Origin of the sequence: Vibrio genomosp. F6 (genome assembly GCF_005146325.1) — a bacterium.
Taxonomy (GTDB): Bacteria; Pseudomonadota; Gammaproteobacteria; order Enterobacterales; family Vibrionaceae; genus Vibrio; species Vibrio cortegadensis.
Genome location: NZ_SYUT01000024.1, coordinates 48,437 through 63,628, shown reverse-complemented (window position 1 = coordinate 63,628; position 15,192 = coordinate 48,437). Strand labels below are relative to the sequence as shown.

General features: G+C 40.9%; 14 protein-coding genes. 7 read left to right on the top strand and 7 right to left on the bottom strand.

The features are described 5' to 3' along the window. Positions 1-51 precede the first annotated feature (51 nt). Entirely contained in the window at positions 52-2,826 is a 2,775-nt protein-coding gene (locus tag FCV43_RS09325; RefSeq protein ID WP_136994987.1) for an amylo-alpha-1,6-glucosidase, read from the bottom strand. Positions 2,827-3,186: 360 nt separating this feature from the next. Between FCV43_RS09325 and FCV43_RS09320 the strand changes: the two genes are divergently transcribed. The 4 genes from FCV43_RS09320 (at position 3,187) to lpxL (ending at position 6,434) form a co-directional block, all read left to right on the top strand. Then, positions 3,187-3,492, top strand: a complete 306-nt coding sequence (locus tag FCV43_RS09320) for a hypothetical protein (protein ID WP_113798604.1) — start codon at positions 3,187-3,189, stop codon at positions 3,490-3,492. A gap of 656 nt (positions 3,493-4,148) precedes the next feature. Beyond that, positions 4,149-4,532, top strand: coding sequence for a hypothetical protein (locus FCV43_RS09315; RefSeq protein WP_136994986.1), 384 nt, complete (start codon positions 4,149-4,151; stop codon positions 4,530-4,532). A gap of 369 nt (positions 4,533-4,901) precedes the next feature. Then, a complete protein-coding gene (locus tag FCV43_RS09310; protein WP_017052397.1) occupies positions 4,902-5,339 on the top strand; it encodes a TetR/AcrR family transcriptional regulator in 438 nt (145 codons plus the stop codon). Between the two features lie 159 nt (positions 5,340-5,498). Further along, positions 5,499-6,434, top strand: a complete 936-nt coding sequence (lpxL, locus tag FCV43_RS09305) for an LpxL/LpxP family Kdo(2)-lipid IV(A) lauroyl/palmitoleoyl acyltransferase (protein ID WP_017052398.1) — start codon at positions 5,499-5,501, stop codon at positions 6,432-6,434. Positions 6,435-6,519: 85 nt separating this feature from the next. Here the strand turns inward: lpxL and FCV43_RS09300 are convergent, their stop codons facing one another. Together FCV43_RS09300 and FCV43_RS09295 are read right to left on the bottom strand one after the other, a co-directional pair. Beyond that, positions 6,520-7,290 (bottom strand): ferredoxin--NADP reductase, encoded by a 771-nt coding sequence (locus FCV43_RS09300; protein ID WP_136994985.1) that lies wholly within the window; start codon positions 7,288-7,290, stop codon positions 6,520-6,522. Between the two features lie 323 nt (positions 7,291-7,613). Then, positions 7,614-8,504, bottom strand: coding sequence for a LysR family transcriptional regulator (locus FCV43_RS09295; RefSeq protein WP_136994984.1), 891 nt, complete (start codon positions 8,502-8,504; stop codon positions 7,614-7,616). 151 nt (positions 8,505-8,655) lie between these two features. On the opposite strand from FCV43_RS09295, the gene FCV43_RS09290 reads away from it, so the two are divergent. Further along, positions 8,656-9,039 (top strand): DUF413 domain-containing protein, encoded by a 384-nt coding sequence (locus tag FCV43_RS09290; RefSeq protein WP_017052401.1) that lies wholly within the window; start codon positions 8,656-8,658, stop codon positions 9,037-9,039. Between the two features lie 90 nt (positions 9,040-9,129). Here FCV43_RS09290 and FCV43_RS09285 read toward each other — a convergent pair whose 3' ends face one another. From FCV43_RS09285 to FCV43_RS09275, 3 genes are all read right to left on the bottom strand, one after another. Further along, complete coding sequence (locus tag FCV43_RS09285) at positions 9,130-9,555, bottom strand: ATP-dependent zinc protease family protein (RefSeq protein WP_170961633.1); 426 nt, start codon at positions 9,553-9,555, stop codon at positions 9,130-9,132. Between the two features lie 47 nt (positions 9,556-9,602). Then, on the bottom strand, positions 9,603-10,508 hold the full coding sequence (gene rimK, locus FCV43_RS09280) for a 30S ribosomal protein S6--L-glutamate ligase (protein ID WP_017052403.1): 906 nt from the start codon (positions 10,506-10,508) through the stop codon (positions 9,603-9,605). Between the two features lie 350 nt (positions 10,509-10,858). Continuing rightward, on the bottom strand, positions 10,859-12,058 hold the full coding sequence (locus FCV43_RS09275; RefSeq protein ID WP_136994982.1) for an MFS transporter: 1,200 nt from the start codon (positions 12,056-12,058) through the stop codon (positions 10,859-10,861). A gap of 83 nt (positions 12,059-12,141) precedes the next feature. Here FCV43_RS09275 and soxR point away from each other — a divergent pair, with 83 nt between their 5' ends. Next, entirely contained in the window at positions 12,142-12,585 is a 444-nt protein-coding gene (gene soxR, locus FCV43_RS09270; RefSeq protein WP_113798586.1) for a redox-sensitive transcriptional activator SoxR, read from the top strand. Positions 12,586-12,641: 56 nt separating this feature from the next. On the opposite strand, the gene FCV43_RS09265 is transcribed toward soxR, so the two are convergent. Beyond that, on the bottom strand, positions 12,642-13,031 hold the full coding sequence (locus FCV43_RS09265; protein ID WP_136994981.1) for a VOC family protein: 390 nt from the start codon (positions 13,029-13,031) through the stop codon (positions 12,642-12,644). Positions 13,032-13,332: 301 nt separating this feature from the next. Here FCV43_RS09265 and FCV43_RS09260 point away from each other — a divergent pair, with 301 nt between their 5' ends. Further along, positions 13,333-15,183, top strand: a complete 1,851-nt coding sequence (locus FCV43_RS09260) for an SgrR family transcriptional regulator (protein WP_136994980.1) — start codon at positions 13,333-13,335, stop codon at positions 15,181-15,183. The last annotated feature ends 9 nt before the right edge of the window (positions 15,184-15,192 follow it).

Below are 15,192 nucleotides of genomic sequence, written 5' to 3'. Positions count from 1 at the left end.
GTAGTGTATTGAGAAGTATTATATCGAACAGTATGACAGCGAGAATCTATTCTAGTCGATTGCCACTTGGTGGGCTTGATTCTCAATTTTGTCTTTTAGGTAGTTAGGTTTAGACATTGATGTCGGCTCTATTTCCCAATTCGGTTGAGTGAACTTAAGTTTAGACACTGAGTCAGAATGAATTGATGTCTCTATCTTTGTTTCTAGGTTATTGATATCCGATTTGAGCTCGCCCGTTTGAGCATTAAACTCAACCTTGATCGTTCCAACTAATTCACCACTCACCTCTATTCTACTGCCTGTTTGACACTCTAAAATCAGCTTCAGAGCCATTGACTCTTTCTGTGTTGATTGGAATGTGAAATGTTGAATATCACCACAACGATTAAAGCTAAGGTTTAAGTTATCACCACAACCAAATGGTAGTGTGGCAGTGAATTCATGCCATGTTGTAGGCAGTTTTGGGTGCAAAACAAGTTGGTCGTTTAAGAGGTTCGGTTTAAAGCCCAGATAATCTTGCTGTGCATTTCGAGCATATTCAGAGACAGACCAAGCTTGAGCAAAAGTACCACTTTCGACTAGATCTGCGTCGTCTTTTTGCCAAGCGTCTAAGTTTTCACTCATTGTGCCAAGATGGCCTTGGTCGGTTATTTGTTGGCCGAGATTTTTACTCAGTTGGTATGCTAAATTTTCACCACCAAACATGGCTAGGCTAGATACAGTAAAGCCAGCATTCCAGCCCCAAATTGTCCCATTATGGTAGGCGCTGTCCTTATGGTATTGGTTCTGTTTATCGTGATATGGGTGAAACAGCTCATCACTTTGGCTCAGAGAGCAAATGCCCCAAGGAAAGAGAAGTTCAGAAACTGCATTCGATACAACATTCGATCCAATTTCAGGGCTTAGTAGTGGCTCTTGTAGCGGAACGGTTAGCGTCATGAGCTGGTTTGGGCGAATGCTATAATCAGCTTGGCCGTCGGCTTCAATTCGATCCGCCAGTATTTGGGTTTCTTTATTCCAGAATAGGGACTCAAAATTGCTTCGAACTTGTTGGAGTAGGGAAGCCCAATGCGTTTTAGCGGCTACATCCTGATTGAGTTCGGCAAGGACAATGGCCGACTGTAGACTCGCATACCATAAGGCTTGGATATCATTAGCGCGATTTCCACGCGCCGACCAAGGAATTTGACCGTCGATTTTTGCATCCATCCATGTGTCTGGATCTCGATGCGTCATTAATCCATTTTCATCTAAGTAACGTTTTTCGATGCCTTCAACAAAACGTTTTACAACAGGGTAGATCTCTTGAGCAAAGGTTAAATCACCGCTGTAGTTTAGATATTCCATAACCTCACGGATCATCCACGGAGTACCATCTGTGGTGTTATAAATCATATTGGTAAGGCTGGTCACTCGGTTGGGGACTCGGCCATAATTTATCGAATTTTCATCTGTCATTTGCATTGAAGCAAAATTGGTGATGATCTCCTTCGCTTCAGAGAATTGGCCGTTAATTAGGCTTGTTCCAGAAAGTGCAATGAAAGTATCTCTTCCCCAGCAATCTTTAAACCAAGGTAACCCTGCCCAAATACCAGCCCCAAATTCATGGTTAACAAAGGTACGACTGGCTAGTCGTGCCCACATTACTGCACGGTTATAATCAATATCATTGGTCCAGAGATAATTTTTACATAAGAAGTGATAAATCGAGTATCGGTTTAAATTGACCAAGTCTGAATCGATCGCTTGTTTTGCTAAATGAATGGCAGCAGATTTTGATTCAGCAAAGCAGAGGTATACGTCAAACTGTGTTTCGTTGTTCAAACTGTGGATGAAGAGTTTAACGTTGTCACCGGACAGATGAAGAGTCGAGTCGAGTTCTGGGTGATCGCTGAAACTTACTTCATTGAATGTACATGGTTTATTGGCTGTTATTGCAATGTGTTGAGGAGCGCCGTCTGGACAAAGGCTTGCTGGCAAAGAGTAAACGATGCCATGCTTAAACGTGGAGATCTCGGATTGGTTGAATGCAATATTGAGTTCTGGAACGATGGACAGTGCTTTTGGTTGATGACTTTGTACGGAAAGGCAGGCTGTACGTTGTCCTGAGATAAGCGTGAACCTATCTGTCGAGGACTCGTAGCGGTGCTCAAGCCCGTATGCCTGTAACCTAGCGTCAAGTGCTTTTGTCTTATCGTTAATCTTACCGTCAATAAAGCTCGCAAATGTGCCTAAATACCAGCCTTGGGAGTGGCGATATTTTCCTGCATTGGCAAAAGTATGCGTTTTACCTTCGTAATAACCATCTTGGTTGTCACCAAATACAAACGGAAAGGGTGACGATTTGCTAATTTCTATTTGAGCAAAAAGTTGATCACTAGCTAAACAGTTGTGAACTGGCGCTGGTGGTTGTCGAGGTAAATAGTGAACGGCGTCTACCTGATAAGTAAGGTGATCACGCAATGCTGTTGGTTCAATATTCTCTTTGCTTGCGCTTACTGCAACGGTAGCGTGCTGCCCTGTGAAGGTGACAACGACATCAAAACGCCCTGTTTGTTGTGGTTTGAAATGAAGGTCGTTACCAATTCCTTGAGTGTTTACGAGCGGTGTTTCTTTATTCACAACCAGTAATGTTGTATCGATAGGATGGCCGGAAAAAGTCCATAATGCTGTGCCATCTTGATCTGTGATCTTAAATGCGTGTGTATCCGATGAGAGGCAAATTGTGGTACTGAACTGCCCAGTAGCGGTTTCAGATAGCGGTGAATCGAGTCCCCAGCCATTAAAAGTGCCCTTAATATACAGGGTAGGCAATGTTGTTATCATATTAATAATCCTCAAGTTATTGGTGAAGAGTATCGAAACCTTGATGGAATAAGAAATAGCTAAAACCGTTGTTGATATTGGAATTATTGATATCAAATTAGTGTTAGATGTCGATTATGAAATATCGGTATATTCAAGTTGTGAAGTTATTATTATTCAATAACTTAGATAAGTGGTCTTTGTTGCGGAAGATTTTGATCGCTCACTCTGCGTGATGGATGATTTGTAAATACGTGATGTTCATCAGAAAGTTTTTCCGTCTTATTTCTCATATTTATAGAAGATAAGCCCCTCTAATTCGACATTAAATTCACATGGTTTTTAATACAATTAAAGTCCGATTCAACCGAGGAGATCTCTATGCAAGTTAGTGGAAATTATTACAACTCTGCCTCTGTTGGGGGAGCATTCAAAAGTAATAACTCAAATCAATATGCTATTGGAAATCAAGTCAAAATAAACTCTGCTGCAAACTATATTGATCAAGCCATCAGTGCTAACGCAAAAAATATTGAAACCAAGGTAGAAAATCAGTACGGCGGTAAAGTTATTTCAGTTAAAGATACTGAATCAGGCGTTGTATTAAAGCGAATAAAGGCCAGTGATGTGCTTTCAACAATGAATCAAAACACTTTCAAAGGTAATTTTCTTAACCAACGAGTGTAGAGCAAGTAATGTAACTCGCATATGGTTTGGTCCTACATATCATCATCTGTTTTCTCCCCGTTTATCACAAACTGTTAATCTGATAAAAATAGAAGCTGTACGGTAAAATCCAACCAGAAAAGGAAGCTTTCCTTTATTGTTATTCTTGTCGGAAGCGATGATTTTTATACTTTTTTGTTTTTGTAAAAAATTATTTGGAATAAAAAAAACGATAAAAACAGATCCAAAATTTACACCAAACGCTTTTTTCTTAACAGTATGTTAATGGTTTATTTTTGTGTTTTTGAATTTATATTCAGCATGCTTCTATTTAATTTACCTCAGGAGCGGGCTTTTACTAGGTTGCTGTAAGTTTTATTGAATAAAAATCCCTCTTTATAAAATGCGAATATCAAGTGTAAATTAAATAAATTAACTATTTACTCTTGGTTGTAACATTTATAAATCTAAGTTAAACGATGTACTGTAAAGTCATGATAAAGGGCGTTGTACTTTAATGGTTTGGTTTTTGTTGGTACCATATTGCTACTGTTGAAAAGCAAGTGGCGCTAGGATGCGATCTAATTTACCTATGTATAGGGTTACAGGATAGTTTTTACATTTAACTGAAGCATAAGTATGTAGTGATACTTTTTAATCAAGGCGCAATGATGAATATGAATACTAAAAATTACATTTTGGTTGAAAAACAGCCAGTTTTAACTGAAGACTATGTTCGCTGGGCTATATGGTTTGAAGAGAGTGTTCGCAAAGGCACTAGGCATGTTGAAGTTAAAGAAATTCCAGCACGTAAGCCCTTTAAAAAAGGCAGCGCTAAGATGATACGTAAAATTAACCACTTTAGAGCTCAACCAATACTTGTCAGCACTATTTTTCTTGGGCGTGATTGCTCAGATAGTGGTGCGGCCCCGGCATTATTTGAAACGAACGTGCATGGTGGTCGATTCGATCGATCTCAAGAGAATTATGCGTCTTGGGAGCTAGCCGAAAAAGGTCACTATAATATCGTTGATAGGATCACAAAGAGTATGGTTGTATAGTAAGCAACACTAACTGACGTAACGCTATACTTGCAGTAGAAAGCACGAAAGCAGAGTCGTAATTGAGACTATTTTTTCATTGGCTTGATGACAAAGTGTGCTGCTTGCAAATGGAAGCCGCTTCATGCTTGTTCGATTGGATACTTTATAACTCATATCTTCCAATATGAGTTTAGTTGTCGCTTAATGGACCGTTCTATTATTGCGTCTATTCGAGTCGGTATTATTTGATTCTGTAAGCTAGATGTACGTTTACTTTCGAATCGGATAAGGTTATTCATCACAAAATAGAAGTAAATATCTTTTAATTCATATGATTGCATCATGGGATAAAATTCGGGTAGTATTGAGCTAATTAAGGAGTTCAACATGCCACGAGTCAGTCAAGCGGAAGCGAAATTAACTAGACAGAGAATCATCAACGCCTCTTTGAAAATCGTCGTTGAAGACGGTATTGCAGAGTTATCATTTGCTAACATAGCCAAGAAAGCTAAAATCAGCCGATCAGGAATAAATGCTCACTTTAAACGTAAAGAAAACATTTATGAGGAGCTAAGACCTATTTTAAAGGGGATGATTTTAGAGCCATTAGATATATCATCACCTGAAATGTTTTTAGATTCTTGGATTAAGGTTATTGATGAAGATCAGGCATATAGAAAAATGCTAGTGAACTCTGATCGTGTAATGGGTGGGCAACGAGCCGCTTCTGATCTCCTCACTATTATTGAGGGTGATCGTACCGCAGTGAGAGATGCTGTTTATTATGCTCTGGGCTATGCTTTAGTTAATTACCCCTCTAATTAGTCAATAATGAAGATATTGAAGTCATTTTTAACCATAGATATCTATGTGTTGGAAGTGGCTTTTTTTATATCAGGCGTTTGGTTCAATTCTGTTATGGAGTAATATGGCTCTACTGTTATTGTGTGCGTTATACGAATAATAAGGAAACACTTGTCTATTATGAAATCTTATTCAGCCCCTAAATTCACCATCAAACTGTTATCTCCAAAATATTGGGGAGTTTGGCTTGGGTTTGGTTTATTGGCACTTACCGTTACCGTTTTACCTTATCGCTTATTAAAACGGTTGGGATTTTACATTGGCTCACTGACTCAAAAATTTGCACAGAAAAGAGTGTCGATTGCAGAGAAGAACCTCTCTTTAGCTTTTCCTGATATGCAAAAAGATCAGCAGAAAAAGATATTAGAAAGTAATATTAACAATTCTGGTTTAGCGATCATTGAAACGGGTATGGCTTGGTTTTGGCCGGACTGGCGAGTAAGAAATCACGTTAAGTTAGTGAACACAGAGCAGATGAAACAGCTTGAATCTGAAAAGCGAGGTGTTTTGGTTGTTTGTGTCCATGCCTTGAATTTAGAGATGACAGCCCGCGCATTCAGCTTGTTTGCTCCTGGCTACGGAGTGTATCGACCTCATAATAACCCAGCTTATGATTTCATTCAGTTTTGGGGGCGTACACGCTTCGGGCACCAAATGGTGGATCGTAAAGATGTAAAAGGGATGATGAAAATTCTCCGCAAAGGTGGGCGACTTTGGTATCTTCCTGACCATGATTATGGATTTAAAAATTCTGTTTTCGTTCCGTTTTTTGGAGTAGAACAGGCGAGTACGACTATGGGCACAGGTGTTTTAGTCGATGCAACGAAATGCGCTGTTGTGACAGCTTCTAGCTTCAGAACGGATGAGTTGTATACCCTAGATATTGATGAAGATATTAGTCAGCTATTCCCAAGGCGAGATACTACAGGAGCCGCTGTTGTTATGAACAAGGCGGTAGAAAAAGTGATCATGAAAGGTGTGGATCAGTGGATGTGGATGCATCGGCGCTATAAGACCATGCCCGACAATAAAAACAACGGTTCACGCTACCGTTAGATGAAATGGGAGTGCCAATGTGCACTCCTTTTTTATTATTGGCACTATTTAACTTATCTAAAGCTCGCTTACCTGCTTACTGTCGCTACCAATAATTTTCACTACTGAATTGTCCCGATTTTTTACGTAAATGTTTGGTTAATCCAAGTTCTTTTAGGGCGTCGCTTGTGTCTCGAACCATTGCTGGATTTCCACAAAGATAGAAGAAACTGTGTCTTTTACTGATGGGCAGTTGCGTAGCGCGTTCGAGCTCGCCTCTAAGTAGCAACGTTGGGATTCTTCCCCGTAAACTTCCGGAGACATGTTCTCTAGAAATAATTGGCACATATTGTAGTTTTCCCTTTAGTCGAGAGGTGAGTTGAGAAATGCGCTGTGAATAAGTTAGGTCATTTTCTGTTCTAACGGCATGAACCAAAATTAAATGGTCAAATCGATCTTCTAGTCCTTGGGTCTCCAACATAGCTAAGAAAGGACCAATTGCTGTGCCTGTTGAAAGAAGCCATAAATCTTTTGCTGTCGCTGGTATTTCATCTAGTGTCATAAAGCCGCTGGGATCCTTTCCTACATACACCTCATCACCAATACCTAATTTGTGTAACTTCGGCGAGAGCTGGCCATCGGCGTCTTTTATGATAAGGAACTCCAAATTTTGATGACCTGCTTTATGCTCAGGGTGATTGACCATTGAATAAGCGCGACGTATCAATTCGTCACCATTGAACACAGCCAGTTTAGTAAATTGACCAGCAAGGTAGGGTGAAACTGGAGCTTGAACATGTAAACTAAACAGTTGATTGTTCCACTCAACTCTATTCATCACCTTTCCTAATACTAAACCGTGTGGAATGTCTGTCATATTGTGTTCCTTATGAAAGTTAACCAATACCAACCACTATTTTTTGTGTTTATATTTTTAGTGTCTATATAAAGATAGCACTTTTCGTGCCATACGTGAGAATGCTTATCAATTGAGGTTTATTGATGATTACCGGATGGACTTTGTCATAATGACACTCTTTGGTTGAGTCATTATGACTGCTTTAAGTTATTTAGAACGAGGGGCAGGAAAGAGTAGGCTGGAAACGTTGATAGGGTAGATGCGACGAGTGTCTTTTCTCTCTTCACTGTCTCGGTATTTATCACTTAACAGTGAAGAGGCTTAAAAGGTGCAATGACAGATTAATTGATGGTCAGTTCACCTGCTTGCTGTAAAACATAGGCATTGGATGGGTCGATTTGAGTGACGAGTTTTTCAACTTCGCAAATCGCGTCTATGGAGCCACTGTTTTTACGATAGCTTAAATAGAGTGGTCGCTTCCATTGCTCAACACCAGAGACACTGTATAGCTGCTCAGATTCAATAAAAGGCTCAACCATAGAGGCTGGCAGGTAAGCACTTCCTCTTTTTTCTAAGATAAAATCTAGTGCGATACGTCCGGTGGATGTTCTTAAGTAGGCGGGCGGAAAAGTTGGATGGCGCTCAGCGTGCTCAGATGAGAAACGAGATCCCCAGTCAACATAAACATACTTACCTTGCATCACTTCTTCTAAACTAGAGTGATCGGTTGAAACTAAAACAAGATCTAAATCCGCGACTTTATGGCAATGAAATTCATCCGCTTTGAGTGGGTCAAATCCGAAAGCCATATCCAGAGTTCGCTCAAGAAGGTTCCGATTTAGTTGCTCTCTGCTTAACACTTCCGCCATGAATCCGTAACCTTCGAATGAGTCGGTCACAATGCTAAGGCAGTTCTGCAGGTAAGCGTCCCAAATATTTGGGGTGCCACCCAGTGTGAGTTGTAGAACCTTGCTGCTTTCAAGTGAGAGTTCAAATTTAGCTTGTTGTAAGGTTGACACCATCACTTCCGCATACCCAATCAAACGTTCGCCTGAACTCGTTAGTTTGATGTTATTCCTATCTCGGGTGAACAGTTTAGTATCGAAATAGCTTTCCAATTGTTTTATTCGAGCACTAACAGCAGCTTGTGTTATGTATAAATTTTCGGCTGTGCGCCCAAAGTGTTTAATTTTAGCAAGCTCTAAAAAAGTTCTAAAAACTTTAACATCCATGGAAAATCCTCATGTGCGTTTGCTAAAGAGTAGCAAGGAATTATTGTGGTTACGATTAAAACGTTTTGTTTTTATTTTTAATTGTTTAGCGGTAATTTTACTCAAGATTTATTCCACTAATGTTCTTACTTAAAGAGTGCTTGAGGCTGACATGTCAGAAATTATTTTTCGTAATGGCAAAAAACGTTTTTATGATAATGTAAAATTTCCCCGTGGCTTTGCAAAGTCCGGAGAATTCACCTTGGTTGAAGAAGATATCCTCATTACTTATGGCGACACAATGCTAGGGTTAGAACTTGGTGAAATAACCCCTGAAAATGCTGAAGAAAAACATTTTATCAAGGTACTCTCTCATCCTGGGAAAGCAAAAACCAAGCTTGAGAGAGTATGGTTAAAGTACATTCAATTGGCTCGTGGCCGTAAACGATTCTTCACATTGAACAGTACAAAGAAATTTGCAAATGCAGTTAGCATGGATACTGTCAATGACGATGATTATGAGCCTGATGATACGTTGTTAGTGTCTGGGTCATAAGATTACGATAATTAGGCTTAGACAGAAATCTAAGCCTATAAAAGTCGAGATAAGCGAAGCTTGAGATAAGATTTCGTTTGTTGAAGTTACTTAACTACCGAGCATAAACTCTTGGCTTGGATCAACCAAAATCTTGTCTGCCATGCCTTGTCTACCAAGCAACATCATATAAGTCATCTCTTGTCTATTACTCAACGTTAACTCAATGGGCCAAATTTCACTGCCTAACTGTAGTCTGGTCGTGATCACACAACGATGTTCGACATCCCCATTTGATGACTTTATTTTTCGGCAAGCTTTGAGTGGCGCTTGGCATTTTACAATCTCTTCTAAATGGTAAATGTCTGGGTGTAACTCAAACTCTACAAACTTCTGACCGTCTTTTTTGAAGCACACCAAATTATCAACATGCAGTGACGATGTTTTTGCGCCTGTATCGGTTCTCACTTGAAGGTGATTGACCCCAAAATCCGGTAAGCTACATACTTCCACATTGCCAATAATAAGTTTTTTCATCTTTTTTCCGTTGCTGTTCTTTTTAAAATCGTTGCTAGAAATTGGCATTAGCCTTTTCCACGAGTACGAGTTGCATTTGGTTTCGCGTTTTTTTCAATGAACTCAAAAATCATATTTGCGACATCTTTGTTGGTTGATTTTTCAATGCCTTCTAAGCCTGGAGAAGAGTTCACTTCCATAACCACAGGCCCATTTTTAGATTGTAAAATATCAACGCCACATAGGTTTAGTCCCATCGCTTTTGCTGCATTAATCGCGGTTGCACGCTCTTCTTTGCTCAATTTAACCAAATGAGCGGTACCACCACGATGTAAATTAGAACGGAACTCGCCTTCGCCCGCTTGGCGCTTCATTGCTGCAATCACTTTATTGCCAACCACAAAGCAGCGAATATCTGCACCGCCAGCTTCTGCAATAAATTCTTGAACCAAGATGTTCGCCTTCATGCCCATAAAAGCTTCAATGACGCTTTCTGCTGCTTTGTTGGTTTCCGCCAACACCACACCAATCCCTTGTGTACCTTCAAGAAGCTTGATCACCAGTGGTGCGCCACCAACGTTTTTGATCAAATCTTGGATCTTGTCAGGGCGACTTGCAAAACCAGTGCGTGGCAGACCAATACCTTTACGGGAAAGCAGCTGCAATGAACGTAATTTGTCACGAGAACGGCTGATCGCAACCGATTCGTTCACACAGAATGTGCCCATCATTTCAAACTGACGCACAACCGCCGTGCCGTAGAACGTAATCGATGACCCAATACGTGGAATAACAGCATCGTATTTCGGCAACACTTCACCCATGTAACGGATGTTCGGGTTACTACTCGTGATATCCATATAGCAATGTAGTGTGTCGATGATATCTACTTGGTGACCACGAGCCTCACCCGCTTCTTTAAGACGGCGAGTTGAGTATAAATTTTCGTTACGAGAAAGAATTGCAATACGCATTTGTTTTTCCTAGGTAGTTGCGAAATTAACGGCAATGCCAGAAAGGCTCACCGAGTTATTGCGAAAATTAGCCACTATGACAGTGGCTGAATATTGTGAAACATCATCGTAGGAGATGATTTAGGCGCAACTTAGGGCAGATCAAATGGAAAGAGAAACGAATAGTTTTTGTGGTATCGACAAGAATATTTTATTGATAGTGAAGAGCATTGAAAAAGCTGGCTTCAATCATATTGGTCGAAGGTTAGTAACGCTATTCGTTGAAATTTTTTCGTTGAAATTTAAACGCAGCAACAGAAAACGGCCTGATATATTACTGCGTTTGATGACACTTTTCTCGATTTGATGGGCTAGTGAGAGAGCGCGAGTTTTCGATTTTTATCCAGTTTGCCTCCTAACTTGAGCATGCCTAAGCTAGCGAAAAACATAATGAAACCCGCAATAGTAAAGCCCAAGCCAATGTTGTCTGTATGGGCTAGAAATGCAATCAAGACGTAACTCAGACTCTGTGCAAGAGTGGAAAACATCGCAAGCCCACCATCAATGCGGCCTCTTTGTGCCATTGGAACAACATGGTGCATCCAATTGGTACGGGCGATTCGATTCAGCGCATTAAACAGACCAAAGAAAGCGGTGAAGATCACTATATATAAGGGCTGTGTCACTAAGCTCATCGCTAATAGGGTGAGGGAAAGCACGAACACTGAATACTGCATAATAGATTGTTGCGAGTATAGGGCGAGAATTTTGGAAATAACCAGCCCTGTCATTAATGAGCCTAAACCAAACGCGACATTGTACATCGCAAACCAATCTCCTGAGACCCCCAATCGTGCGAACCAGATGGGAACTAACTTGCTGAGAAAAGTCAGTACTGGGTATGAGAGGCAAGATATGAGAATGAAGCCATAAAATATGGGTTGCTCAGTAAGAAGGACTTTGCTCTCTTTGATTTGGCCTAAAAAGGAACGTTTGGTGGAAGGGCTAACTTGGCGGTGGTAAGGCGTGATGAGATAGCTTAACGCGGCGAGGGAAGAGGCGACAGCCGCAAATAGAGCAAATTCAACCATACCCCATAGCTCTAAAAGAAGAATACCTAAAGCGCCAGCGCCAAGAGTGGTCCCTTGCATAACAATTTCTTGATACCCCGAGATTTTTGCATATTGATCCTTGGTATAGTTTTCTTGAGTGAATGCATTATTGGATGCCCAAGCGACGTTGCTGGATAGCCAAAAAATTATCTGTGATAAGGTGAGCAACCCATTGGACTCGATACCTAACCAATAGATGATACAAACGATAGCGGCAGTAAGCGCTTGAATGATTTGAACGAGTATTAGAATGCTTTTCCGAGAGTGTTTGTCGATAAGGACTGAAAAAAGGGGGGTTAAGCAAAAGGATAAGCCAGTACAAAAAAGGGCGATTAGCGCGACAAACGTGCCCATATCTGGCTGTTGTAGCATGATCCAAGGTAGAGCCATCATAAATAAGCCCGAACTAATACCATTGAAGAATCGGCCAGATAAATAGGTAATTGTTTTATTTTCCATCAAATATTCCATGTGATTGAGTCCATTGGCTGCTACTCTAAAACCTCAAGTTAACTTTAGGTCAACGACTTTTTGAGGTTTATATGGACATGAGAATTGGAGAAGTTGCTAAGCGGGCTGGGGTCAGTGTGCCTACATTGCATTTTTATGAAGAGAAGGGGTTAATCTATAGTTCTCGGAATCAATCCAACCAACGCCGTTATGATCGCCAGATATTGAGAAGGATCGCCGTAATAAAAGCCGCTCAAAATGTGGGGCTGACGCTTCAAGAAATATCAGAAGCGTTAGGGCATCTACCTAAACATAAAGCGCCAAAGCGAGAAGAGTGGGAGCAACTTGCTAAAACGTGGCATCAAGCATTGGAAGAGAAGATCGCACATTTAAAAAACCTTCAGACCCAGCTTGGAAGTTGCATTCAATGTGGTTGCTTGTCATTAGAAAAGTGTGCGCTTTATAACCCTGAAGATTCTCGCGGTATTAAAAAACCGGGGGCCAAACTGGTACTCCCTCAAAGCATAGAATCATGATGGATTGAGGCGAAGGTAATTGATTATCCTCCCCCTCATTGATGCAAACAAAAAGGCTAAGCGGTTAACTCTAGTCGGTTGCCTTCTGGGTCAAGCACCACACTTTCATAGTAACCGTCTCCTGTTCTTCGTGGCCCATCAAGCACTTCATATCCATCATCAATAAACGCTTGTGTCATAGCATCAACTTTCGCTTCACTGCCGACACTAAAAGCAATATGGGTGAGGCCGATAAATTGTTGGTACACATCTATCTCTAAAGTAGGGATGGAATCCATCTTCATTAATTCGATTCTTGCTCCACTATCGAAATGAATAAAATACGAACTGAAGCCCTTTTTCGTATTGGTGTATTTATCATTTGAATTTGCATTGAAGTAAGTTAGGTAGAAATCTCTCATTCGCTCAAGATCTTGTGTCCAAATCGCTATGTGTTCAATGTTCATAATGTTGCTCCGTACTTAGGGTTATGTATCACCATAAGGGGCAGTAATAACAGCGATCTAACAGGATGATTCGGGGGTGAGGAGCATATCGAGTTAAATCGCTGTTATTACTAGCCCTTAGGCTGTATTTGTTGGTGTTAGTATGCTGTTCAAATAGGAAGTAAAAAAGAGATGGTGTTTAATTTATTTGTTCCTTATATTGGGTTTTATATCTGGTTTAAGTTATAAAACCGTTGGGTAAGGTATGTTTTATCTATATCTCAGTTAAATAGGGAAGTTATTTTCCTTAGGGGTTCATGAAATGTCTGATTTAAATTTACTAAGATACTATTCACGCTTAGCGGGTTTGGGGGTAGAGCAGGAGCTTAAGATCCCACTTAGCGAAGTGGCGGAAAGCTTTATTACCAGCCCAAGACATGCGCGGACGTTACTTGGTCAAATGCAAGATTGTGGATGGTTAACTTGGTTACCGAAAGCGGGACGAAACCAAAGATCGACACTATTACTTAATTTAAGCGTTGATCGTTTGAAAGCCACATTGGCAACAGAGCGAATTCATTCTGGGCAATACGAAAAAGCGTTGTCGATACTGGATCATGACCAATCGAAGTTTAGGCAGCTACTGCATAGTACTTCTGGAGCATCCATCCGTGAGGGGCGCTTACACATACAGTTGACATATAAACGCCAATTTGAACGGTTGGTGCCCCACCTTTTACACCGAAATAGTGAACGTTTTCTGCTTCGCCAGCTCTATAGCGGGTTGGTGAGTTGCGACTTTCTTGGAAAGGTGAACCCTGAGTTGGCTCATCATTGGGAATATGATCCTAAGCAACTGACATGGACCTTTTATTTAAGACCAAGTTTAACGTTTCATAATGATCAACCGATTGATGCCAATACGGTTGTTACCTTGTTCGCCAGATTGACACAACAGCATGAATATCAAGCAGAATTGCAGCATGTTATCGACATTACCGCCCCTCAGCCGCATTGTGTTGTTTTTCAGCTCTCTCAACCTGATTTTGGTTTTGCTGGGCTTTTAGCGGACGTGAAATATTCAATTCAGCCACCAAGCCAGTTATTTGAGTCGTCGATAGAAAAAGTGGTAGGGAGTGGTCCTTTTGAGGTTGTCGAGCATAGTGAAGAGAAGATCACGCTTAAAGCTTTTGAGCGATTTTACGGTTGCCGAGCATTGACTGATCAGGTGACGATTTGGCATTTGGATGAAAAATTAGCGAGATTAAACGTAACGGACTCAAACTTAGAAAAAAACGCTCTAAATACAGAAGCTTTGGGTGAAAGTGTCGCTCAGTCATCGGGCTCTTGTGAACATTACGTTTCTCAAACAGAAGATATACAACAGGCGAGTCCCACATTAGATAATGCTCAAGGGATCGCCACTATGTCTAATGAGCAAAAAGAGGGGGAAGCAGATAACCAGCAGAGTCGAGTAGAAGATGGTTGCTTGTATCTGCTATTCAATCAAGCGACCTCTGGAGCTCTCTCATTAGAGCAGCAACGATATCTGTCCACGTTACTTCATCCTGAAAAACTATGGGAAGAATTGAACCAAGCATCGCATCAATTTGGTGCTGAAATCGCACAAAATCTGTTACCTGAATGGAGCCATATTCGCCGGCCTGATTCGATGCCGACAGCATTGCCGCATTCATTATCGATAGCGGTTTATCAACATACGGCTCTTGAATACAGTGCCGATGCCATTGTTGCCATCTTAAATAAAATCGGGGTTAACGTAGTCGTCAATATATACTCCTATCGAGAACTTTCCCAAAAGGCGATAGATAAAAAGTTAGTTGAAGAGATGGTTTTGACCAATATTAATCTCGATGATAATCGTCACTCTTCAGCTTATATTGGCCTGTTAAGTAATGCGGTGTTGCATCATTGTCTTGGTCACCACCATAGCCAATGGCTGGTGGAAGAGCTTTCACGTCTTCGAGCGGATACACCTTTAGAAGAGTACCTTGAACAGTTAGAGTCAATCTCCACTTCTATTATTTCTGAGTATGTCCTATTACCGATGTTCCATCACCGACAGACCTTAAGGTTTAAAGGCGTACTGAAGAATGTGGCCCTGACGAACTGGGGCTGGCCAGCTATCCGTGATGTTTGGTCGGTAGACTAGCTTGCGAGT

Excerpts from the sequence above, each read along its gene's own strand:
- FCV43_RS09295 (WP_136994984.1), bottom strand. The coding sequence starts at position 8,504 with ATGGATGTTAAAGTTTTTAGAACTTTTTTAGAGCTTGCTAAAATTAAA.
- FCV43_RS09320 (WP_113798604.1), top strand. The coding sequence starts at position 3,187 with ATGCAAGTTAGTGGAAATTATTACAACTCTGCCTCTGTTGGGGGAGCA.
- FCV43_RS09260 (WP_136994980.1), top strand. The coding sequence starts at position 13,333 with ATGTCTGATTTAAATTTACTAAGATACTATTCACGCTTAGCGGGTTTG.
- FCV43_RS09285 (WP_170961633.1), bottom strand. The coding sequence starts at position 9,555 with ATGAAAAAACTTATTATTGGCAATGTGGAAGTATGTAGCTTACCGGAT.
- FCV43_RS09310 (WP_017052397.1), top strand. The coding sequence starts at position 4,902 with ATGCCACGAGTCAGTCAAGCGGAAGCGAAATTAACTAGACAGAGAATC.
- FCV43_RS09265 (WP_136994981.1), bottom strand. The coding sequence starts at position 13,031 with ATGAACATTGAACACATAGCGATTTGGACACAAGATCTTGAGCGAATG.
- FCV43_RS09290 (WP_017052401.1), top strand. The coding sequence starts at position 8,656 with ATGTCAGAAATTATTTTTCGTAATGGCAAAAAACGTTTTTATGATAAT.
- rimK (WP_017052403.1), bottom strand. The coding sequence starts at position 10,508 with ATGCGTATTGCAATTCTTTCTCGTAACGAAAATTTATACTCAACTCGC.
- FCV43_RS09325 (WP_136994987.1), bottom strand. The coding sequence starts at position 2,826 with ATGATAACAACATTGCCTACCCTGTATATTAAGGGCACTTTTAATGGC.
- soxR (WP_113798586.1), top strand. The coding sequence starts at position 12,142 with ATGGACATGAGAATTGGAGAAGTTGCTAAGCGGGCTGGGGTCAGTGTG.
- lpxL (WP_017052398.1), top strand. The coding sequence starts at position 5,499 with ATGAAATCTTATTCAGCCCCTAAATTCACCATCAAACTGTTATCTCCA.
- FCV43_RS09315 (WP_136994986.1), top strand. The coding sequence starts at position 4,149 with ATGAATACTAAAAATTACATTTTGGTTGAAAAACAGCCAGTTTTAACT.
- FCV43_RS09275 (WP_136994982.1), bottom strand. The coding sequence starts at position 12,058 with ATGGAAAATAAAACAATTACCTATTTATCTGGCCGATTCTTCAATGGT.
- FCV43_RS09300 (WP_136994985.1), bottom strand. The coding sequence starts at position 7,290 with ATGACAGACATTCCACACGGTTTAGTATTAGGAAAGGTGATGAATAGA.